The 22797-nt window shown below is 48.6% G+C and carries 21 protein-coding genes and 1 pseudogene; 3 read left to right on the top strand and 19 right to left on the bottom strand.

All coding sequences use genetic code 11. The features are described 5' to 3' along the window. Positions 1-4: 4 nt before the first annotated feature. The 15 genes and pseudogenes from ACI4J0_RS04395 to ACI4J0_RS04325 form a co-directional block, all read right to left on the bottom strand. Entirely contained in the window at positions 5-1642 is a 1638-nt protein-coding gene (locus tag ACI4J0_RS04395; RefSeq protein ID WP_439764598.1) for a transglutaminase domain-containing protein, read from the bottom strand. A gap of 55 nt (positions 1643-1697) precedes the next feature. Beyond that, the gene (locus ACI4J0_RS04390) at positions 1698-2879 is read right to left on the bottom strand and encodes a transglutaminase domain-containing protein (RefSeq protein ID WP_439764597.1); all 1182 of its coding nucleotides are present in this window, start codon (positions 2877-2879) and stop codon (positions 1698-1700) included. Positions 2880-2896: 17 nt separating this feature from the next. Further along, on the bottom strand, positions 2897-4240 hold the full coding sequence (locus ACI4J0_RS04385) for a transglutaminase domain-containing protein (RefSeq protein ID WP_439764596.1): 1344 nt from the start codon (positions 4238-4240) through the stop codon (positions 2897-2899). A gap of 73 nt (positions 4241-4313) precedes the next feature. After that, on the bottom strand, positions 4314-6014 hold the full coding sequence (locus tag ACI4J0_RS04380) for a transglutaminase domain-containing protein (RefSeq protein WP_439764595.1): 1701 nt from the start codon (positions 6012-6014) through the stop codon (positions 4314-4316). Then, on the bottom strand, positions 5995-7356 hold the full coding sequence (locus ACI4J0_RS04375) for a hemolysin family protein (RefSeq protein ID WP_439764594.1): 1362 nt from the start codon (positions 7354-7356) through the stop codon (positions 5995-5997). The genes ACI4J0_RS04380 and ACI4J0_RS04375 overlap by 20 nt, the downstream gene beginning before the upstream one ends. A gap of 305 nt (positions 7357-7661) precedes the next feature. Beyond that, on the bottom strand, positions 7662-7823 hold the full coding sequence (locus ACI4J0_RS04370; RefSeq protein WP_439764593.1) for a hypothetical protein: 162 nt from the start codon (positions 7821-7823) through the stop codon (positions 7662-7664). Positions 7824-7919: 96 nt separating this feature from the next. After that, complete coding sequence (locus ACI4J0_RS04365) at positions 7920-8207, bottom strand: hypothetical protein (RefSeq protein ID WP_439764592.1); 288 nt, start codon at positions 8205-8207, stop codon at positions 7920-7922. Next, positions 8204-9547 (bottom strand): ABC transporter permease, encoded by a 1344-nt coding sequence (locus ACI4J0_RS04360; RefSeq protein ID WP_439764591.1) that lies wholly within the window; start codon positions 9545-9547, stop codon positions 8204-8206. Before ACI4J0_RS04360 ends, ACI4J0_RS04365 begins: the two co-directional genes overlap by 4 nt. Next, complete coding sequence (locus tag ACI4J0_RS04355) at positions 9534-10277, bottom strand: ABC transporter ATP-binding protein (RefSeq protein ID WP_439764590.1); 744 nt, start codon at positions 10275-10277, stop codon at positions 9534-9536. The genes ACI4J0_RS04360 and ACI4J0_RS04355 overlap by 14 nt, the downstream gene beginning before the upstream one ends. A gap of 88 nt (positions 10278-10365) precedes the next feature. Beyond that, positions 10366-10734, bottom strand: a complete 369-nt coding sequence (locus tag ACI4J0_RS04350; RefSeq protein ID WP_439764589.1) for an SdpI family protein — start codon at positions 10732-10734, stop codon at positions 10366-10368. A 148-nt stretch (positions 10735-10882) separates the two neighbouring features. Further along, entirely contained in the window at positions 10883-11143 is a 261-nt protein-coding gene (locus tag ACI4J0_RS04345) for an SdpI family protein (RefSeq protein ID WP_439764588.1), read from the bottom strand. 289 nt (positions 11144-11432) lie between these two features. Then, positions 11433-11591: pseudogene (locus ACI4J0_RS04340) on the bottom strand (Arc family DNA-binding protein); the annotation flags it as partial. Between the two features lie 18 nt (positions 11592-11609). Beyond that, positions 11610-11975, bottom strand: a complete 366-nt coding sequence (locus tag ACI4J0_RS04335) for a hypothetical protein (RefSeq protein ID WP_439764587.1) — start codon at positions 11973-11975, stop codon at positions 11610-11612. Beyond that, entirely contained in the window at positions 11972-12775 is an 804-nt protein-coding gene (locus tag ACI4J0_RS04330) for a YhfC family intramembrane metalloprotease (RefSeq protein ID WP_439764586.1), read from the bottom strand. Before ACI4J0_RS04330 ends, ACI4J0_RS04335 begins: the two co-directional genes overlap by 4 nt. Before the next feature lie 72 nt (positions 12776-12847). After that, positions 12848-13846 (bottom strand): SPFH domain-containing protein, encoded by a 999-nt coding sequence (locus ACI4J0_RS04325; RefSeq protein ID WP_439764585.1) that lies wholly within the window; start codon positions 13844-13846, stop codon positions 12848-12850. Between the two features lie 259 nt (positions 13847-14105). Between ACI4J0_RS04325 and ACI4J0_RS04320 the strand changes: the two genes are divergently transcribed. From ACI4J0_RS04320 to ACI4J0_RS04310, 3 genes are all read left to right on the top strand, one after another. Continuing rightward, positions 14106-15821: an ABC transporter ATP-binding protein gene (locus ACI4J0_RS04320; protein ID WP_439764584.1), complete on the top strand. Its 1716-nt coding sequence runs from the start codon at positions 14106-14108 to the stop codon at positions 15819-15821. Continuing rightward, positions 15822-17591 (top strand): ABC transporter ATP-binding protein, encoded by a 1770-nt coding sequence (locus ACI4J0_RS04315; RefSeq protein WP_439764583.1) that lies wholly within the window; start codon positions 15822-15824, stop codon positions 17589-17591. A gap of 105 nt (positions 17592-17696) precedes the next feature. Then, positions 17697-18485, top strand: coding sequence for a polysaccharide deacetylase family protein (locus ACI4J0_RS04310; RefSeq protein ID WP_439764582.1), 789 nt, complete (start codon positions 17697-17699; stop codon positions 18483-18485). A gap of 48 nt (positions 18486-18533) precedes the next feature. On the opposite strand, the gene ACI4J0_RS04305 is transcribed toward ACI4J0_RS04310, so the two are convergent. From ACI4J0_RS04305 to leuS, 4 genes are all read right to left on the bottom strand, one after another. Continuing rightward, on the bottom strand, positions 18534-19394 hold the full coding sequence (locus ACI4J0_RS04305; protein WP_439764581.1) for a TIM barrel protein: 861 nt from the start codon (positions 19392-19394) through the stop codon (positions 18534-18536). A gap of 14 nt (positions 19395-19408) precedes the next feature. Further along, positions 19409-19894, bottom strand: a complete 486-nt coding sequence (locus tag ACI4J0_RS04300) for a YqeG family HAD IIIA-type phosphatase (protein WP_439764580.1) — start codon at positions 19892-19894, stop codon at positions 19409-19411. Positions 19895-19983: 89 nt separating this feature from the next. Further along, positions 19984-20157, bottom strand: a complete 174-nt coding sequence (gene rpsU, locus ACI4J0_RS04295) for a 30S ribosomal protein S21 (RefSeq protein WP_022474864.1) — start codon at positions 20155-20157, stop codon at positions 19984-19986. 155 nt (positions 20158-20312) lie between these two features. Then, positions 20313-22751, bottom strand: coding sequence for a leucine--tRNA ligase (leuS, locus tag ACI4J0_RS04290; RefSeq protein ID WP_439764579.1), 2439 nt, complete (start codon positions 22749-22751; stop codon positions 20313-20315). Between the last annotated feature and the right edge of the window lie 46 nt (positions 22752-22797).

The raw sequence follows: 22797 nt of genomic DNA, 5'->3' as shown, positions 1-22797 counted from the left end.
CGTATCAGTCGAGATATTCAAGAAAGATCTTGACAGTTCTGGTGCTGCTGTTGCTGTTATGGTAGATAGACTCTGTATTGAAGCGGTTTTCCGCCTTGTCCTTGATAGCGCCCAGTATACCGATAACATTATCCTGGCTGTTTCCGAAAAATACGTCGGTGACTTCTTTAAAGACCGTATCATCGGCACAGAGTATCTGAATAGTGGAAGCCTTTGTTTTTGCAGCTTTCAGAGCCTCCGATTCGATGAGCGCCTTAGCCTCGGCAACGCTGCCTGCGACCAGGTTGTTGTAGTAATAATACTGATATTTTGTACCCTTAGCCCGGGGTATCTCGTAATCGTAATCGTCAAACTGTCTCAGTTCTCTTATCCTGTCATCGGTAAGTCCGAAATAGTCATATCTGACGGAATCGGGAGATTTTGCGCGGTCGGGGTCGTCCCAGGTCAGGTCGACGTGATAATAATCCCCGTCCATCTTCACCACATTCCACATATGAGGCTCATTTGCCACGCCCAGAACGATGAACGAATCAATGCCGACCAGAGAGCAGAGATATGTAAAGCTCTGAGAATATCCCTGACAAAGAGCGGACTTTTCCACCAGAGTGCCGTAAATGCTGTTTGGATTTTTAGCGTCGGTGTCATAGGTGCAGTTAATGATAATATAGTCGTGGAACAGCTTTACGATATCATAATCGTTCATATCGGGAGTTATCATAGAAAGTATCTTATCGGTCTGTGAGTCTATCTCAGCCTGCATATCCCTGATCTTGTCCTTTGAGTAGGTGTAATTCACCTTCATACTTCTTATATGACCCGTAGAACCGTCCGAAACATATTCAATGGTAGGGGAGATGTAGAAGAGCCTGTTTTCGTCATTGTATATCAGCTGATATGTGTCAAAAAGCTCCTCAAAGCTTACCTTCTCGTCGGCATCAAAGCTTATCCTGTCCTCGCAGTCAAGCATTGCGCTTACAAGCTTGTCATAAAGCTTTTTGTGCTTATCGTCAAGGGTGTAGTAGCTGTAAGGGTGGGAAATTATCTCTCTGCCCGTGTACTGACTTTTCCGCCCGTCTGTAAGCTTGACGTTGAGACCCGATGAAACGTCAGCCGTTGAAACGGCAGTTTCCGAAGATGAAGTAACGCTGCTGTCTGCCGAACCTGTCACATTATCCGAAGAAACGCTTTCGGAAACAGAGGTGACATCTGAAACGGATGTAGTCACCGCAGCCGTAGTCTGAGATGGGGCAGCCGTATCGGTGGGCAGGGGAGGGGTGGTCTGAGTTTTCTCATAATACTCGGATATCCCCACCACAGGAACGTCCTCCAAGGAAAGGGACTGAGCTGAGCTTGCGGAAGTCTCGCTCTCGGAGGGAACGGTTTCCGTCTCGGTCTCGGTCTCAGTTTCCGTTTCGGGAACAGTGGTCACCTCGGAAACTGTGGTCTGAGAGGTGGTAACAGTAGTTTCGGGCGTGGTATGTTCTGATGTGTCATAAACAGTCAGAACAGTTCCCGTTGCGGAATATGTAGGCAGTGTGTCCGCGCCGTCGGGATATTCGACCTCGCTGCCGCAGGCACTGAGATAAAGCAGAGCTGCCGCAAAAGCAGCGGCTCTGAAAGCAAATGATCTGAATTTTTTCATTTTCTGTTTGCTCTCCGTAAACTATGGGGCACTCCGAAGTATTCACAGTTCCCCGTTATTCAAATATCATGGTGATGTGTATGATAAGCTCATCATCGTTAAGGTAGCGCACATATCTTTTGTCCGTGACCTTAACGTCCGAGCTGTCGTTTGCAAATTTAAAGACCTGTTTGATATCCCCGAGGTCAAACAGCTTGCTTACAGCGTCATTGTAAGCCTTTTCGTCGGAAAATCTCACAGCAGCGTCTTTTCTGCCGCAGTTCAGAGCGTCAGCCGCCGATTTGGAGAGAAGTGAGATGCCCTCATCGGCAGACGAAGCGAAATAACCCTCGCGCTTGTAATAATTGTCACCCGAGGAGCAAATGGGAAAGGTGTAATAAGTGTTGTCGGGGAAATGGGTCACTCCCGAAATATCGGAATCCGACGCCAGAAAGTAGTAATATCTGATGAAATCCTCATCAACGGGAGAAAGAATGGGGTCGTCCCAGGTGCAGTCAACATTGTACCACATACCCTCAAGCTTGACCACATTCCAAGCGTGAAGCGCCCCTTCTGAGTTTGTTCCCGAAACTGTAAAGCAGTCGATATCAGCCAGACTGCAAAGATAATCGAAGGCGAAAGCATAGCCCTCGCACTGAGCGTAACCATCGCAGAGAGCGCCGTAAACGGTGTTCACATAATCGGTATCCATGGAAAAGGTGCAGTTTAAAACCAGCTGATCGTGAAAGCTTTTTAGCTTTTCGTAATCGGAGGTATCCTCATTGAAGGAGCTGAAGATCTCCGCAGCTTTGGCGTCTATCTCAGCCTGAAGCCCTGCGGATTCCTCCTCAGTGAAGCGGTAGGAAAGCATAAGGGTATCCGATTCTGAGGCAGGTCGGTAAAACATACTTGACAGCCAGAAAATGCTTTCTTCCTGGTAATAGACGGAAATATACAGCTTTCGCAGCAGCTCGGGGTCAAGAGCCTCGGGAAAAACAGCCTTGTCCTCAAAGCTCATGGCAGCGTCTCTGATGATGCCGTAATATTCCTTTTCCTTCGGTGAAAGCTGGCTGTAAATATAGCGGCTGTCATCGAAAATATCGTCTGAAATTCCGGACTCATTTGCGGACAGGCTGTCCGCAGGCTCGGGACCCGCCGCATCAGCGGGGATCTCATCGACCTTTGAACAGCCTGCCGTCATTATAGCGATCGCCTGCACTGCAAGGAGCAGTGCAGGAATAAAAGCAGATCTTTTCATTTGGGCTCCGAAAAAAATCAGTAAATAAGATCAAGCTCGATAACGAGAGTATTGGGGTCGCAGTTAGAAGCCACAGAGGTAACGGAGGAATTTTCGCTCTTTATCCAGGAAGCGTAATCCTTGAGATCAGCGGTAATAGCGTCATAAACGCTCTTGTCGGATACGCGTATCTCAGCGGCTCTCATCTTGCTTGCAGCGGTGGACTTGAGCTTTTCCTTGAGAGCGGAATCAGCGGAAGCCTTGTCGGAATAAACCTGATTTGTAACGTTGAAGTAATTCATCTTTGTAGAGGTGCAGGCAGGAGGAGTGAAATAAGTAAGCTGAGTGCCCGATATCTTTTTGTTGATGTTAAAGTGGGACTTGTTGTGTATCCACTCGTCGGGTACCAGGAAGTATCTGTATCTTACATTTGTCTCGTCCACCTCGGAAAGAATGGGGTCGTCCCAGGTGCAGTCGATGTTGTACCATTCACCGTCTACCTTGACAACGTTCCATGCGTGGGTGTCATTTGCCTCATTGCTGCCTACAACGACCATAGATTCGATGCCCGACATATCGCAGAGGTACTGCATGGTCTTTGCATAGCCCTCGCACTGTATGGTGCCCTTGACAAAACCGCCGTAAATAGTCTGATTGAAGCCCTCTTCCTTGACGAAGTTGTTGTTGAGGGTGATGTAGTCATGGAATACCTTGAGCTTGCCGTAGGTGTCCTTGCCCTGAGCCTGAGCCAGAACATCGGATACCTTGGCGTCAATTTCCTTCTGCATGGAAGCGATTATCTCGGGGTCAGTCTCCCAGTACCACAGCTTGCCCTTAACGACCTTTTTGGAGGTGAGCCAGAAGAGCTGAGGCTCCTGCATATAGAGGCAGCCGTAAACCTTTATCCACATCTCATTGGTAACGCTGTCGTCCACCTTGACCTTGGTTTTAACGGACTTTACAGCCTCAAGGATATCTGCATAAAGAGCCTTTTCCTGGTCGTTTAAAGTGTTGTAGCCGTAGCGGGTCTTGAAGTCCACATTATACTCGGTCAGAACGGGCTTCTTTTCGGTAACAATGCCGCCCTCGATCATGCTGACGATATCCTCGTGATTTTCGGGGAGACCTGTGTCAGCTTCGGTAACAACTTCGGGAGCGGTCTCTGAGCCGCCGAAATCGATATTTGCGCCCGGGTCAACAAAGGAGGTGGTCACGGTCACAGAGCCGTCCTGACCCTCGGCAGCAGGAGCTTCTGTGCCGTCCTGAATGATGTTAATGGAAGTTTCCTCCGCAGGTGTATCATCCGTTTTCTTGCCGCAGCCTGAAAACATAGAAGCAGTAAGGAGGAGAGCCGCACAAACAGCGGAAATTCTTTTCTTCATTTTCGTAATGTTCCTTTCCTTTAAATATCGGCGTGCCGTAAAAACGGCTGCCGCTTTATATTTTTATGTTTTATCAATTATAAACGATATCGTAGTGAACGACCTGAACGCCGCCTGTAAAGGAGCGCTGTCTCTGTATCTGCTTAACGGAGGAGGACTTGCTCTTGGCGTACTTCTGGAAGATCTTGAAATAATCGTCGCTCATAAGAGTGTCATAAACGGACTTGGAGGTAACTCTTATCTCAGCAACGTTCTTACCGTTTGCGATAGCTTCATCGATAGCGGCATACATAGCAGCCTCAGCGTCAGCCTTGGTGTCATAAAGCTTGTTGTAAGCAGCGAAGTAGTTGCAGGCTTCCTTAGTGCAGGCAGGGGGATCGTAAAGCTTGATAGAGCCGCTGCTTCTGAGCAGAGTGCTTACGTTGAAGTGAGTGATGTTATGTATCCAGGAGTCGGGAACGAGGAAGAACTCATACTGAACGTAGCTTGAGCCGAAGCTGTTGATGGGGTCGCCCCAGGTGGTGTCCAGATTGTAATAACCGTTTTCGCAGTAAACAACGTTCCATGCGTGGGAGTTGCCGTCCTTGTCGGAGCCTCTTACAACGCAGGACTCAATGCCCGCCATATCGCACAGATACTGCATAGTCTTTGCATAGCCTGCGCACTGAATAGGACCCTTTGCGGTAAGACCGTTGTAAATGGAGCAGTTGTAGCCCGACTCAGACTTGCTGAACTCGCCCTGGAGAACGATGGAGTCGAAGAAGACCTTGAGCTTTGAAACTGTGCCGCTGTAATTCTTAGCCTTAGAAAGGATAGACGAAGCAGCAGACTCGATCTCGGACTGCATAGCCTTGATCTCGCTTCTGTCAGTGGTCTTGAAGGAAAGTGTGGCAAAGGAAGAGCCGGCGGAAATGGTGTTGCCCATCCAGAAGAGCTGAGGCTCGGAGTCATAAACGATGGTGTATACCTTTACAGCCTGTTCCGAGGTCATTCCCGAGGGTAACTCAACAACGCTGTTAAGTGTCTTTACAGCATTGACATATCTGTTGTAAAGTGTCTGCTCGTCAGCGGTGAGCTGCTTGTAAGCGTATCTTGAGGAGGACTTGACATTGTAGCCCGGGGTCTCGATAGCGTCACCGAAGCTTCCTGTGTCCTTGTTGCTGCTGCCCGAGTCAGAATTTCCGTTATCGGAGCCGGTATTCTCAGCGGCAGTGGTGGTCTCCTCCACAGCAGCAGTGGTCTCGGGAGCCGCAGTAGTAGTTGCCGCAGTCTCGGCAGGCTTCTCGTCGGAAAGGTAATCCGAGTGGATAAAGCCGCCCTCGGCAAGCTTGTAGTAGCCTGTATCGGTAAGAGCAGTTACCTCGACCGTGTCGCCCACATAGTGCTGGGAAATGGGAGTGGAGCCGATAATAGCCTTCTCTCTGGAGTAGCAGTTCTCGGTAACGTACATAGTGCCCGAGAGCTCAGTCTCGGACCATTCCTGAGCGGTTTCGGAGGTTTCCGAGGTCTCGGAAGTCTCGGAGGTCTCTGTGGTCTCCTCTGTCGCGGAAGTTTCCTCGGAAGTGGTGGTTTCCTCGGTAGTGGTCTCGGGAACGGTGGTGGTCTCGGGAGCGGTAGTTTCCGAGACAGCCTCAGTCTCGGGAGCAGCGGTGGTCTCTATCTCGGGGATAGAGCTGCCGTCCTCCGCAGTTTTCTGACAGCCCGATGCGATCAGCGTAAGGGAAAGAACGCAGGCGATGGCAGCGGAAATTCTTTTACTGTTTGTTGTCTTCATCTTCTGGTAACTCCTTTTCATCATCTTTGTGTTTTATTACAGCTTTAATTCTGACAATTCTCATATCCTCGGTAAGCAGAACGGTAAATTCGATGTTCTTGTAGCATACGGAGGGGGTCTCGCCGTCCTCGGGGATACGTCCCAGGAGGTCGGTGATAAAGCCGCTCATAGTGTCATAACGGCAGTCCTCGGGGAGCGGCTCTCCGAGAGCTTCCATAACATCGGCAGGGTCGGCAGTGCCCTTAACGGTGTAGGTATCATCGGATATTTTTGAGATATCCTCGGTCTCGTTGTCATATTCGTCCTGAATACTTCCCACAATGGATTCCACAAGGTCCTCCATGGTAACAAGACCTGCCGTGCCGCCGTACTCGTCCACCGCCACAGCTATCTGCAGCTTTTTTTCGGTGAACATCTTAAAAAGGTCGTCGCACATACAGCTTTCGGGAACAAATTCGGCGTCTCTGAGAAATCTGCTTGCCGAAACGCCCTGAGAGGACTCCGTACCGATAAGGCATAAAAGGTCCTTCACGTGTATCATACCCTCGATGTGGTCAACGCTGTCCCTGTAAACGGGGATACGCGAGAAACCGCTTTTGATGGCGGTATAGACCACCTCGGATATCTCAGCGTCAGCGCTCACCGCCACAATATCGGTGCGGTGGGTCATAACATCGCTTACGGTAAGCTCGTGAAACTCAAAAACGTTGTTTATCATTTCCTTTTCGGAGGATTCGATAGTGCCCGTTTCGTTTCCGGCGTCCACCATCATAAGAATTTCTTCCTCGGTGACAGAGTCCTCATCTCCCTGATTTCTGCCGAAAAGGGAGGAGACCGCCGCCGAAAGCTCGGTAATGGGGGATAACAGGTAATACAGCAGTCTGACTGCCCCCGCTGAGGACGCCGCAAATTTCTCAGCGGTATCGCCTCTCATAAGTATCCTTGGCAGGTCGCTGCCGAAAAATCTCAGTATAAGCGCAGTTATCAGAAAGCTCAGAGCAATAATGAGCCATACAACAGGAGCATTACCGTCTCCCGCCCCGATAACAAGGGGCTTAGCAAAGGAAAAAGCGAAAATTGCTCCCGCCAGCAGTGAATTTAAAAGCTTGTGAACGGAGAACACAGCGAAAAATCTCCGCTGATTTTTAAAAAGGGTGAAAAGAGTGTGCTTTCCGCCGCTTTCCTCCTCATAGCTTTTTATCCTGCCCTCGCCAAGCTCGTCCGCCGCCGCCTCGGCGCAGCCGTAAAACAGCCTTATTAACGTAAGAACGGCACAAACTGCAAGAGCGATGACAAGCTCCTTCTCGTTCGAAAAAATAAACCGACTCCCGTCCGCTTCCATAACCGACTTCCTTTCGGGAAAATTTTATATGCCATGCTTACATATCACAGGGCATAATTTTCAATTCTGATGATACACTGTAAATTATACTACAAAACTCGCTCAATGTCAACGTGACAATGAGATAATAAGATTAAAAGATAGAAGGGTTAATTCGTTAAAATTGCCCTAAAAACCGCAGTTTTCGGCTGAAAGTAAAAATAGTGTAACGATTTGTAATCAAAATTTGGCTGAATTACATAACAAAAAAAGCGCCGTATCTCATAAAAATGAAATACAGCGCATTGCAGCAATAAGCAGAGCTATTATCTTTCGGAGCGGTTGTCCCTGCAGTTCTGACCGTTCTGCTGATTTTTCTTCTGTTCGTTCTGCTGACGGTTCTGCTGGTTCTGCTGGTTCTGCTGGTTCTGCTGGTTGTTCTGCTGATTATTCTGCTGACGGTTGTTATTCTGGTTCTGATTAAACATAGTAATACTTCCTTTCCACGGGAAAGCTTCTTCCCCGTTACAGAAGTATTATGTTCGGTATCCGTCCGAATATACAGCAAGGGTGAGGATTTCCGATTATTTGAAAAAGATGCTGCTGTCGGAAAAGTCCTCATATTCCATATCGTCCCTCTGTTTTTTTAGTTCCAGAGAAGTTCGGAAATTTTCCATTTTTTTCAAAATATCCCTTACTGTCAGCAGCACTATAAGCAGAGCGCCGCCCGAAAGCATAAGCATATCGGGAATTGACAGTTCCAGTTCTTCCCTGAAATACCACAGTCCCGCAGCAGCGGCGGCGGAAAAGACCGCCGTGCCGATAAGCAGAGGATTTTTCTGCATTTTTGGCTTGTAATCGTGAAAGATCATTTAGCCGCACCCTTGAGTAAGCTTTTCTTTCTGCCGCTGTCCGCGGAGAAATTCATAGTAAACAGCAGGTCGGAGGTAAACATCTTCACCGCCAGGTACATACAAACCGCAAAGAAAACAGCCTGATAGATCAGTCCTCCGATAACCAGCGCCGTCTGACCGAACATCAGGTTAGTCATAGCGGTGTAGGTGTGAGTAAAGGGAATGATGTACATAATGACCTTGAGCAGGGGAGACATAGAATTAACGTCCGTAAACATAGTAACGAAGAAGGGTATCATGGTCGCCATCATAATGGGCATTACCAGAGTCTGAACGGACTTTGTGTCCGTAGCCATAGCGCCCAGGATAAGGGACACCGACAGACCGATAGCGATGGTAAGGAACAGGTCAAGACCGAAAATAAGGATATCGCCGATACCGAGAGTAAGTCCCAGGCTTGCCATAGCCTCAGCACCCGAAGTAATGCCTGCGGTATTTGCGGCAGCGCCCTCCTCAAGCTCAGCAGCAGCGCCGCCCATCATGCTCTGCATATAGAAAGCAAAACCGATTATCATAGCTCCTGCATTAAGAAGCGCCACAATAACAGCGGATATCATCTTAGCCGACAGCACCGTAAGCCTTGAAACGGGAGCGGACATAAGAGTTTCCAGAGTTTTGTCTATCTTTTCTGTAGAAATAGCGGTCATTATCATCTGGGAAGCCATAAGGATAAGGAAGAATACCGCAAAGGGAGCTATCATAGACTGGCTCATAAGCACGCCCATAAGCATATCCGCCGAAACCTGAACAGACTTGCCGTTGGCGGTAGTGTATTCAACCGTCACAACAGGCTCCGCAAGAAGCTCCTTTTCGCTTTCGGTCATACCCATTTTCTGAGTCTCTATGTAATCTCTTACATAGCTTGAAATGGAAGCGGTAAGGCTTGAAGCGGACATATTCTGCATAGACGTGGTAACGCCGCCGCCTGTCACAATGCTGACGCAGTCAACGCCTGCCGCCTCCGAGCCGTTTACCACGCTGTCGCCGAAGCCTGCGGGGATAATAACGAGATTTTTGATATCAAGCTTTTTCATCTCGCTCTCATAATCCTCAGACTCAAGTGTGACCACCGTGGGGTCAGCGCCGTAATCGGGGAGTGTCTTTATCATTTCCTCGGTAAATTCCGAGCTGTCGAGATTTGCAATGTTAACGCTTGAATTGTTGAGAGCCTCGTCCATGGCGCCGCCCATTACCTTGCCCATAACAATGAGCAGAACGCAGGTGAATACCATAGAGAAGATCGCCTGGGGAGTAAGCAGCTCCTTTATCTCTTTTTTGAGCAGATTACCTAATTTCATCTGTCTGCACCACCCTTTCAAAAACTTCCTCAAGATTAGCGGCACTGTAACGTGATTTCAGCTCGTCAATGGTACCCGTGACCATAAGCTCGCCGTGAGCCATAATGCCCACCCTGTCGGAAACGTACTCTATCTCCAGCATATTGTGGGAAGAAAGAAGGAAGCTCATACCCTCTTCTGCGGAAAGCTTTTTTATTGTCTTTCTGATGTCAAGAGCGTTGATAACGTCAAGACCCGAGGTAGCCTCGTCCAGAATGGCAAGCTTGGGTCGGGTCATAACAGCGCGGGAAAGGAGCAGCTTTCTTATCATACCTCTTGAGTAGCCGCCTATCTTTTCCTCCAGCCTGTCGCCCAGACCGCACATATTCACAGCCCTGTTCACAAACTTGTCTATCTCGTCCTTGTCGGCGGAAAAAAGCCCCGCCATAAAGTAAAGGTAGTCCATACCCGTCATAGTCTTGTATGCGCCTGCCTCGTCGGGGAGATATGTAATAGCCTGCCTTACCTTGTCGGGCTCGGTGATAATGCTGTGACCGTCCACGAAAGCGTCGCCGCCTGTGGGCTTGATAAGGGTGGATATCATTCTTATAGTCGAGGTCTTGCCTGCGCCGTTGGGACCGATAAGAGCGAAAATTTCTCCCTCGCCCACAGTAAAGCTCACGTCCTTGACCGCCATAACGCCCTTTTTGTAGGATTTAGACAGACCCTCTGCCTTTAATACGTCAGCCAATTTAAAACCCTCCTGTTTTATGATAATATAAATGCATTTATATCTTACCACGTTATTTATAGAATGTCAATGATAAATCTAAAAAATATCAAATATGAAACATCTTTTTGAGCCTGCTCTCCGTCACAGGGATCGCCCCAAGCAATAAAGCAAGCTGCACCGCCTCTTCAATGAGCATGACATTGTAAAGCCGTCCGTCCGCCTCCATACCCGTTACCACCGCAAAAACGCCGCCGATAAGGGCAATGATAAGCGTGACGATGCCCGAAATAAGCCACAACCTGCCGCATATCCTGTGAGCCGCAAGCCAGGTCTCGGCAGATGTCATAGACCGCCTTGTCCTGTAGCCTATGCCGCTTTCGGGCTCGGGTGGGGATCTTAAAAAACACCCGCCGCATATCACCATCGTCAGCGGAAGTAAAAGCATAAAAAGCGAAGTGAAAATTATCTCAAACATAAAAATGCACCTCTTGAAATAATTCGGCTCAGCCCACCGTCTCCTCTTCGCATATCTTCTTCAGAGCAAGCTCCGTCACAGGAAAAGCCCCTGCGCATAAAGCGTACTGAACAGCCCACTGTCCGTAGATGAAATTATCTGCACAGTTTTAGGAAATGCCGCCCGAAGAGCCGAGACAAGCCGTAACGACAGCCGCCGCCGCAAGGGTGAATATTCCCGAAACGAGCCAGAAGCCTCCCAATGTATAATGAGCCGCAAGCCACGCCCTTTCCGAAGAAAGGGACCGCCTTGTCCTGTAGCCTAATCCGCTTTCGGCAGCGGGTGTGCGCTTTATCATCAGAAGCCCCAGAACGATCATAGTAACGGGTACGAATATCTGCTCCGAAAAAAATACAATAAACTTAAACATAATTTATCCCTGTCCTTTCTCTGATTATGAGTATATCACAGGGAAAAGAGATATTCAAGCGGGATAAACATCTTCTAATCTGTTTAATGATATTTTAATTTTGGGGCTTTTCCTCATTTTCGGGTGTCTCGTCCGCCGCATTGTCCCCGCCGTTTATGACATAATCAAGAAAGGCTTTCACATTTTCAAACTCTTTAGTGTGACCGTCGGAGTATGTGAAAATAAAGGGCTCATTCAGCTCGGGAGCTTCATTTGGAGGAACATTTCCGTTGCGCTTTTTGGGAGCGGCTTTTTTGCGCTTTTTGACGCATTCCGTAAGCAGATATTCTATCTGCCCGTTGATGGAGCGGAAATCGTCCTCAGCCCATTTTGCAAGCTCATCGTAAAGGGAAGCGGACAGCCTGAGGGGGACCTGCTTTTTGCCCTTTGCCTTATCATTTTCAGCCAAACGCTTCACCTCCGTTTATTATTTTTTCTTGTCGGCTATAAGAATGGAAATCAGCAGTGTGACCCCGATAATGTTTACATAAACCGCAAACAGCCTATCGGAAATGCTTTCGTAAAATAGAGGAACAAGAAACAGGGGAATGCTGAGAATAAGCAGAACAATGCTTGATACCGAAAGTATCCTGTCAAGCTTTGCCGTGTTCTTGTATCCGTTTTCTGCGGCAAGCCCGAAACCGAATTTCAGCATTGCTGTCAGAATGAAATTCACGCAGACGACCACCGCCGCCCCGATACAAAGCTCTGATCTGCTGTGCAAAGCAATGACGAGAGCGGTAAAAACGGCGGCAGAGATACCGAGAATTATCCTGCATATCCTGCCTTTCAAGACGTCTCCTCCCCGGCACAGACCGCCCTGGTCCTCTTGTACGACTTAACGGCAAAATAAACCGCCGCCGCCGTAAATAATGTCATAAAGATATAAACCGCAGGCATAGGTATCGCCTGTCTCTGATAGAGTGCGGGAGCAACGTCCAGAAGTGCATGGAAAAGGATACAAACAGGGTATAAGTACCCCTTGCCCTTGACCCTTGCGCTCTCGAAAACCATTACCGACATAGCCGTGTGGAAGGTCATAGCGATAATTCGCTCTAAAACATTGATCCATATCATGCCCGTTCCCACAGACGCCATTGTTTCAAGCTGTGCGCGGACAAGCTCGGCGGTCTCGGCATTTCCGCCCGAGGACATGGAGACCATTGTCTCAAGTCCCATCTTATTGGTCATTATTGCCGTAGCCGCATAGCTGAGCAGTAAGACACCCGCAAGGATCACGGCTTCGAGACCGCCGTGACCCAGTCCGAACATAACGGCATCCTTCGGGTCATTCCGATTTTTCATCACCGTTTTGAAAGCGGCAAATCTGCCCGTCTCCTCGAAAATACCTGCGGCAAGAACTCCGTATATCACATAAGTAACAGTGCTTCCGCTTACAATGGGCAGCATAAAATAATGCATTATCTGCTCAAGCACGAGAGCGAACAGGAAAAAGACCGCTGCGCCGATGAAGAACGAGGAAATTCTCACGTCCTTGTTTTTCTTCTTGTAAATTATCATTGCCGCGATGGGAATGATAATGCAAAGCAAGCCGCATATTATCATTGAAGCTATTATAGTATCTGAGAACATAAACTGTCACCTCTGAATATGTGGTTATTTCTGTCTCCCTGCCTTGGCGGGGAGACAGAAGACTTGTTTTTATCAATATATGGAACCGCTGTTTACAATAGGCTGAGCGTCCTTGTTGCCGCAGAGAACGACCAGCAGATTTGATACCATCTGAGCCTTTCTCTCATCGTCAAGGTCGCATACATTGTTCTCGGTAATGCGCTCGAGAGCCATTTCGACCATGCCCACAGCACCGTCAACTATTTTCTGTCTTGCCTCGATGATAGCAGCCGCCTGCTGTCTCTGGAGCATTGCCGCAGCTATCTCGGGAGCGTATGCAAGGTGGGTTATGCGAGCCTCAATGACTTCCAGACCTGCGTCTGCAACTCTGTTCTGAAGCTCAGCCTTGAGATTTTCCGCAACCTCGGCAGAGGAGCCCCTGAGGGACTTGCCGCCGTCATTTCCAACATCATAGGGATAAAGGCTTGCCACATCTCTGAGAGTGGAGTCCGCCTGAATTGAAATGTACTCCTGGAAGTTGTCAACATTGAAAACAGCTTTTGCAGTGTTTGCTATCTTCCAGATGACCACAATGCTCACCTCAACGGGATTTCCGTCCCTGTCGTTTATCTTCTGCTTTCTGTTGTTGAGGGTCATCGCCTTGAGAGAGAGCTTTTTGGAAACGGAAGCCGATTTGACCTCTGTTTTTCCGTCCGCAGAGACCTGAACGCCTGACTGTGAAGCAAGCTCGGCAGCTGCGGGATTGACAGCCGATGAAAAGGGGTTTACAAAGAAAATGCCATCCTTTTTGAGAGTGCCTGTGTATTTTCCGAAAAGTGTAAGTACGAGAGCTTCGTTTGGACGAATTACCTTTATGCCCATAAACGGTATCCAGCCCACACAAAGCCACAGCACGCAGAGCACCATCAGCGGAGCGCCGAAGGTGGGAGCGTCGCTGTCCAGGTCCATTCCCGCGGGAATGATGCCCACGACAGCAGCGATGTAAAGAATTATGAATAAAAATGCGATTGCCAGACCGTTGGGAGCATTCAGCTCCTTTTCCTCAATTTTGCCTGTGATCTTCTTGCTCATAAAAATTTCCTCCCTTTATGATACGTCAGAATTGGGTTTGATTTGAAATGATATCATTTTGATATCATTATCATAACACATATTTCCATATTTGTCAAGAGGTCTCAGAAAAAAATTTTTTGCAGGCGGGTCTTAACATAAAATGGAAATTACACATAATAATATTGCCAATAAATTTAACAAATTAGAATTAAACATTTTCTCCCGATATGGTATAATAATTCTGTATGTGAAAAATTTTTTCTAAGGAGAGATGGGATTGAAAAAGCTTCTTGTTTACATGAAGGCTTACATCAAGGAAAGCATTCTGGGACCGCTTTTCAAGCTGCTTGAGGCTTTGCTTGAGCTTTTTGTGCCGCTGGTGGTGGCGGCGGTCATCGATAACGGTATCGCAATGGGCGACAGGGCGTACATCGTGAAAATGTGCCTTGTGCTGGTGCTTCTCGGCTTTGTGGGGCTGGCGTTTTCCATTACGGCGCAGTATTTTGCCGCAAAGGCTTCGGTGGGCTTTACGGCAAAGCTTCGCCATGTGCTTTTTGAGCATATCCAGAGCCTGTCCTATTCCGAGCTGGACGAGCTTGGCACCTCCACAATGGTGACCCGTATGACCAGCGATATGAATCAGGTGCAAAACGGCGTAAATCTCACCCTGAGACTGCTTCTGCGCTCGCCCTTCGTGGTTTTCGGCGCAATGATAATGGCATTCACCATAAACGCCCGTGCGGCGATGATATTCGTTTATGTGACCGTACTGCTTCTCATTGTGGTATTCGCCATAATGCTCTGCTCAATTCCCCTTTACAAAAAGGTGCAGCAGAAGCTTGACGGCGTTACGGGCGTTACAAGGGAAAATCTTACCGGTGTGCGCGTTATACGTGCGTTCTGCAAGGAGGACGAGGAGACGGAGCGCTTTGTTTCCAGAAACGCCGAGCTTACCCGTTCCCAGGAATTTGTGGGACGAATTTCCGCTCTTATGAACCCCGTGACCTACATCATCATAAATCTGGGCATAATTTTCCTCATAAACAGGGGTGCTGTCAGCGTAAGTCAGGGAATTATCACACAGGGTGCGGTGGTTGCCCTTTACAATTATATGTCACAGATTCTTGTTGAGCTTATAAAGCTTGCAAATCTTATCATCAACATTACAAAAAGCATTGCCTGCGGAAACCGTATCCAGGCGGCTCTTGAGATGAAGCCCTCCGTTTGTGACGGCGAGAAGGGCGCGAAGGAAAGCGACAATGCGGCAGAGTTCCGTCACGCTTATCTGCGGTACAAAAATGCGGGTGACGACTCCCTTTCGGACATCGATTTTTCGGTGAAAAAGGGGGAGACTGTGGGAATTATCGGCGGCACAGGCTCGGGAAAATCCTCCCTTGTAAACCTTATCCCCAGATTTTACGATGTGAGTCGGGGCGAGGTGCTGGTTGACGGCATTAATGTGAAGGATATGCCCGTTTCGGAACTCAGGAGCAAAATCGGCGTTGTTCCTCAGAAGGCGGTGCTTTTCAAGGGCACAATTCGTGAAAATATGCTCTGGGGCAACTCAAATGCTTCGGATGATGATATTATGGAGGCGATCAAGGCGGCTCAGGCGCTTGACGTTATCAAGGCAAAGGGCGGTCTTGACTGTGAGATCGAGCAGGGCGGCAAGAACCTTTCGGGCGGTCAGCGACAGAGACTCACCATTGCAAGAGCGCTGGTGAGAAAGCCCGAGATACTCATTCTCGATGACAGTGCTTCGGCTCTGGATTTCGCCACCGACGCGGCTCTCAGAAGATCGCTCAGGGAGCTTGACTATTCACCTGCGGTGTTTATCGTTTCCCAAAGGACTTCCTCCATTCAGCACGCTGACAAGATAATCGTTCTTGATGACGGAAATGCGGTTGGCATCGGCACTCACGCCGAGCTTCTTGAAAGCTGCGAGGTTTACAGAGAGATCTACAATTCCCAGTTCAAAAAGGAGGCGGTCTGAGTGGCGGATAAAAAAGCAAAAGCCCCCAAGGGCGCTCTCAAAAAGGTTTTTGTTTATGTAAGGCGGTACATTCCGCTTATCGTCATATCGGTGATAACGGCGGCGGCGACCGTGGGGCTTACGCTCTACGTTCCCATACTTGCGGGAAATGCCATTGACCTTATCGTCGGCGAGGGGAATGTTGACCTTGCGGGCATTGGCGATATCCTGCTCAAGATAGCTGTTGTGGTGGGAATTACGGCTGTTGTTCAATGGATAATGAACACCGTCAACAACAGGATAACCTATCATGTGGTGCGGGACGTGAGAAACGAGGCTTTCAGAAAGCTTGAGAGACTTCCACTAAGCTACCTTGACGTTCACCCCGTGGGAGAGACGGTCAACCGGATAATCGCTGATGCAGACCAGTTTGCGGACGGTCTGCTCATGGGCTTTACACAGCTTTTCACAGGCGTTGTGACTATCCTTGCCACCCTTATTTTCATGCTGCTTATAAGCTGGAAGATAACTCTTGCGGTGGTAGTGCTCACGCCCCTTTCCCTGTTTATTGCACGATTTATCGCAAAGAAAACCTATGATATGTTCCGTTTGCAGTCGGAGACGAGAGGGGAGCAGACTGCATTTATCGATGAGATGATAGGCGGTCAGAAGATAGTTCAGGCATTCGGCAGGGAAGAGGAGACCTTGAAAAAGTTTGACGAGATAAACGACAGGCTTTTTAAATGCTCCCTGAGAGCAACCTTCTTTTCCTCCATCACAAACCCCTCCACCAGATTTGTAAACAATGTGGTATATGCGGCGGTGGCGCTTACGGGTGCTCTTACCTGCGTGGCTACGGTTGGAGCGGCGGTGCCCTTTACGGTGGGTCAGCTGTCGGTTTTCCTGTCCTATGCAAATCAGTACACCAAGCCCTTTAATGAGATATCGGGAGTTATCACAGAGCTGCAGAACGCTCTTGCCTGCGCTTCGAGACTTTTTCAGCTTATTGAGGAGGAGCCCCAGACCCCCGAAAAGGAAAATGCTGTTGTGCTTTGTGACCCCAAGGGCAGCGTTTCGCTTGAGAATGTGTATTTCTCCTATGTTCCCGAAAAGAAGCTTATCGAGGACTTGGATCTGAAGGTAAGTCCCGGTCAGAGGGTGGCAATTGTGGGACCCACGGGCTGCGGAAAGACTACGGTCATAAATCTGCTCATGAGATTTTACGATGTAAACAGTGGTGCTGTTAAGGTGGAGGACATTGACATCAGGGATATGACAAGGAGCAGTCTGAGAAAAAATTACGGAATGGTATTGCAGGAAACATGGCTCAGGGCGGGAACTGTCAGGGAAAACATCGCTATGGGCAAGCCCGACGCCACAGACGAGGAGATAATCGCCGCGGCAAAGGCTTCCCATGCTCACGGCTTTATCAAGCGTCTCCCCCAGGGCTATGACACGGTGATAGGGGAGGACGGCGGAAGTCTTTCACAGGGTCAGAAGCAGCTTCTGTGCATTGCCCGCGTAATGCTCTGCCTGCCCCCTATGCTCATTCTGGACGAGGCTACATCTTCCATCGACACCCGAACGGAGATAAAGATACAGCAGGCATTTGCCCGTCTTATGGAGGGACGCACAAGCTTTATTGTTGCTCACCGTCTTTCCACCATAAGAGAGGCGGACGTGATACTTGTTATGAAAGAGGGACATATCATCGAGCAGGGAGACCACGAGTCCCTTCTTGCAAAGGGCGGCTTCTATGCCACACTTTACAACAGTCAGTTTGCCGAATGAAAAAGGCGCAAAAAATGTGCAGAAAATGCACAAAAATGCTTTGACACATCTTGTTTTTTATGGTATAATTATTATAACTTAAAAAGGAATTAAAGGAGAGATGTTATGAAAAAAGCTTTTGCTGCTTTTATGGCACTGGTTGCCTCTCTTGTATGCGCCTGCACAGATGCACCTGCGGAGGAAAAAAATACAGAGGTCACTTCCGATACCGTAAGTTCGGAGGTTCAAACTACTGAAAGTGAGGTTACAAAAGTGGATTACAAGGCTCTGGGAAAGCCCCTGGTGGCTCTTACATTTGATGACGGTCCCAACATTACCACCACCGTTCAGGTGCTGGACGTTCTGGAGGAATACGGTGTGCGTGGTTCGTTCTTCCTTGTGGGCAACAACATTACCGAAAGCACCGAAAAGGTCGTTAAGCGCGCTTATGATATGGGCTGCGAGATCGATAACCATTCGAAAACTCATTCGGATATGACCAAAATGTCTGCCGAGGACATTGCTGCGGAGATAGATTTTGTCCGCGAAAAGGTAAAGGCGATCACGGGTGAGGACACTAAGTTTTTCCGTCCGCCCTTCATTGCGGTAAATCCCACGATGTATGACGCTATCGATATGCCCTTTATCTGCGGCGCAGGCTGCAATGACTGGGAGGACAGCGTTTCCGCCGAGGAGAGAGCCGAGCGAACTCTGAAGCAGGTCAAGGACGGCACTATCGTCCTTCTTCACGATATGCAGGGCAATTCAAAAACAGTCGAGGCGCTCAAAACTATTATCCCCGAGCTTCAGGCGCAGGGTTACGAGTTTGTTACCGTTTCCGAACTTTTCGAGGCTAAGGGCATTGAGATAAGCGGCGATGATACGGGACTTTATACTCTTGTTGAAGCGAAATAATGAAAATAGAAACAGCATTGACGGGTCATGGCTCGTCAATGCTGTTTTTTATTTTTTCACGCTGTTATAATAGTCCATCATTGCCTTTGCGTCCTCGGTCTGGGTGCCTGCGCTCTCGCAGATGAAGGTGGGCGACCAGTCACGCTCTGCGATAAGCTCCATAAGCGGCTCATAGTCGGGTCCGAAGCCTTGGTTGTCGCCGAAGGTGAGGTGCATTTTCTCGCCGCCCTTTTCGGTGAACATTATCTTTGAAAAATGGCTGTGGAAAACTCTTGCTCTGTCGATGCCCAGTCCGTTTTCAAGCTTGTCCAGCATTTCGGCATAATCCTGCTTGGTTTTTATGCCGCCGAAGGTGCGGGCGTTCAAATGTCCGAAATCAACGGTGGGAATGAAGCTGTCGTCAATCTTGCATATCTCGATGACTTCCTCGAGGGTGCCCAGCTGATTTACCTTGCCCATGGTTTCGGGGCAGCAGATAATGTCCTCAAGCCCCTCGGAGATAAGTGCCTGCCTTGCTCTTTTCATTGTGTCCTTGGCAAGCAGGAGTGCCTCCTCACGGGATAATTTTGCGCAGGAGCCGCTGTGGATAACTATCCTCCGGGCTCCCATTGCCTTTGCAGCCTTTGCGGAGGCGAGTATGTAGTTTATGGAACCCAGTCTCTTTTCCTCGTCTGTGCCCGAGAGGGAGATGAAGTATGGAGCATGGAGAGACAGAGTCATTCCCGCGTTTTTAAAGGCTTCGCCAATTTCCCTTGCGGAGTCCTCGGATACTCTTACGCCCTGTCCGCACTGGTATTCAAAATGGGTAAGACCGAATTTTTTTAAGTATTCGGGCAGCTGTGTGGACTTTTTATATCCCATTGCTTTGAAGCTTTCTGCGCTTCCTGCGGGACCGAATATTGCGCTCATATTTATCCTTCCTTTTATAAATATTTTTTCGGCAGAAAGGGCTTTTCTGCCGCTCTTTTTATTTTGAAAAATACGGTTTTCTCGGGCTCGATAGGGGGGACGAGAATGGATTTTATGCCGAAAAGCTTTGCGCCCAGGATATCCGTAAAAAGCTGGTCTCCGATGGTGCATATTTCACTTTTGGGCACGCCAAGCTTTTCTGCGGCTTTTTTATATCCGATGGGCAGGGGCTTTGCGCCTTCGGGAATGAAATCAAGCCCTAAAAGCTCCGCAAAGGGAGTGACGCGGGGCACGTGATTGTTTGAGACTATCATCATTTTTATGTTGTTTTTCCGCATATCGTCCAGCCAGTCGAAAAGCCCCTCAAGGGGAGTGGGATCGTTATGGGTGGTCATTGTGTTGTCGATATCCAGGATAAGGGCGGTCACTCCCATTTCACGAAGTATTTCGGGAGTCACGCACAGTATGCTCTTATATGCTCTTGTGGGTGTAAACAGCATAAACACGCTCCTTCTTTAAAGAAAAAAGCGGCGGCAGTTATATGGCTGCCGCCGCTCTGTACAAAGCGATACTATTAACATATTAACGATTAATACTTACGCTTACGAGCAGCCTCAGACTTCTTCTTGCGCTTTACGGAAGGCTTCTCGTAGTGTTCTCTTTTACGAACCTCAGCGATAACGCCGTCCTTAGCACAGCTTCTCTTAAAACGCTTAAGAGCAGTCTCTAAGGTCTCGTTCTTTCCAACGTGAATTTCAGCCAATTTTGTTCCCTCCCTTTGCCCTTTGGCAGAGGATTATATACGATATAACTATAACATTATACTATATATCTTACGTATTTGTCAAGTGTTTGCACAAAAAACCAAGACGAATTTTTGATGATTTTTTTGTGCATATTTACAAGAAACGGTGGAAATTACTTCGCAACGATATTTACTATCCTGCCCTTGACATAAATTTCCTTAACTATGGTCTTGCCATCGATGAATGACTTTACATCGGGGTGAGCCTTTGCCTTTGCGAGCGCGGACTCCTGCTCCTCGTCAACGCCTACAGATATCTTGCCTCTGAGCTTGCCGTTTACCTGAACAGCTATCTCGATGGTATCCACCTCAAGCTCCTTTTCGTCATAAACGGGCCAGGACTCGTATGCAATGGTCTTGTCGTGACCGAGAATGCTCCACATTTCTTCGCAGACGTGAGGAGTTACGGGAGAAAGCAGCTTGATGATGCCCTCGGCGTATTCTCTGGGGCATTTTCCTGCCTTGTAAGCCGCGTTCATAAATATCATGAGCTGGCTTATGGCGGTGTTGAAGGCGAGTGCCTCGAAATCATCGGTGACCTTCTTGACGGTCTGGTGGTAAACTCTTGTGAGTGTGCCGTCATTGTCCTCAGTGAGATTTGCAGGTTCGGTGAAGAAATTCCATACTCTTGTGATGAACTTCTTTGCGCCCTCAACTCCCGAGCTGCTCCAGGGCTTTGATACCTCAAGGGGACCCATGAACATCTCATAAAGTCTAAGGGTATCGGCACCGTAATCTCTTACGATATCGCTGGGATTAACTACAAATTCGGGATATCTCTTGCCCATCTTTATGCCGTTTTCGCCAAGGATCATTCCCTGGTGAACAAGCTTCTTGAAGGGTTCCTTTGTGGGTGCAAGACCCTTATCATAGAGGTATCTGTTCCAGATACGGGAGTACATAAGATGACCTACTGCGTGCTCGGGACCGCCGATGTACAGGTCAACGGGCATCCAGTGCTTTAAAAGCTCGGGGTCTGCAAATACCTTGTCGTTATCGGGGTCGATATATCTGAAATAGTACCAGCTTGAGCCTGCGGAGCCGGGCATTGTGGAGGTCTCTCTTGTGCCCTTTACGCCGTTTTTGTCATACTTTTTCCATTCTTCAGCATTTTCCAGAGGTGCCTTGCCGTTTTTGCCCTTGTAGTCCTCCAGCTCGGGGAGAATGAGGGGAAGCTCTTCATCGTCAAGGACGTGTATCTCGCCGTTTTCGGTGTGAACAACGGGAACAGGCTCGCCCCAGTAACGCTGACGGGCAAATATCCATTCTCTGAAATGATAGTTTGTGGTGCGCTTTGCAACGCCCATTTTTTCAAGCTTGCAGGTGATGGCTTCCTTTGCCTCTTCAACGGTAAGACCCGTAAATTCCTCGGAATTGATGAGCTTGTAGCCCTTGCCCAGATAATCTCCCTTTTCAAATGCCTTTTCGGACACGTCAACATGACCCAGCTTCTCATCGCCGTCGATCACCTGTATCATATCGATGTTATGCGCAACGGCATACTCAAAATCTCTCTGGTCGTGAGAGGGAACAGCCATAACTGCGCCTGTGCCGTAGCTTGCAAGAACGAAATCGCCGATGAACATTCTGACTTCCTTGCCGTTTACGGGATTTATGCAGGTAACGCCTTTAAGCTCGCAGCCCGATTTGGTCTTGTTGAGCTCGGTGCGGTCCATATCGTTTTTCTTGAGAGTCTCGTCGATGTATGCCTGGACCTCTTCCTTATTGGTTATGCGGGGCATAAGAGTTTTTACGATGTCGCCGTCGGGAGCAAGTACCATAAAGGTAATGCCGTAGATGGTCTCGATACAGGTGGTGTAGATGCTGAAATCGCCGCCGCCCACAATGTCAAACTTGACCTCAACGCCTGTGGATTTGCCTATCCAGTTGCGCTGCATAGCCTTTGTGGACTCGGGCCAGTCTATCTCGTCAAGACCCTCGAGAAGCTTTTCTGCAAAGGCGGGCTGGTCGATGACCCACTGCTTCATATTCTTTCTTACAACGGGATAGCCGCCGCGCTCTGATTTTCCGTCAATGACCTCATCGTTGGAAAGAACGGTTCCCAGCTCCTCGCACCAGTTAACGGGCATATCTGCATACTTGGCATAGCCGTCAAGATAAAGCTGCTTGAAGATCCACTGGGTCCACTTGTAGAATTTGGGATCGGAGGTCGCTACCATCTTTGACCAGTCATAGTCAAAGCCCAGCTCTTTAAGCTGCTTTGAAAAGGTCTTGATGTTCTCCTGGGTAAAGCCGTTGGGGTGGTTGCCCGTGGTCACCGCATACTGCTCTGCGGGGAGACCGAAGGAGTCATAGCCCATGGGGTGGAGCACATTGTAGCCCTGCATTCTCTTCATTCGGGAAACAATGTCGGTAGCGGTGTAGCCCTCGGGGTGTCCTGCGTGAAGACCTACGCCCGAAGGGTAGGGGAACATATCAAGAACGTAATATTTGGGCTTTGAAAAATCCCATACATCGGTCTTGAAGGTCTCGTTCTCCTCCCAGTATTTCTGCCATTTTGCTTCAATGGCGGCATGATCGTATCTTTCCAAAATTATCAGTCCTTTGCAAAATAAAGAAATTTATATCATATGAGTT

Origin of the sequence: Huintestinicola sp. (assembly GCF_051882455.1) — a bacterium.
Classification (GTDB): Bacteria; Bacillota; Clostridia; order Oscillospirales; family Ruminococcaceae; genus Huintestinicola.
Note: the sequence above shows the minus strand (reverse complement) of the source record. Positions and strands in the feature narration are given on the sequence as shown.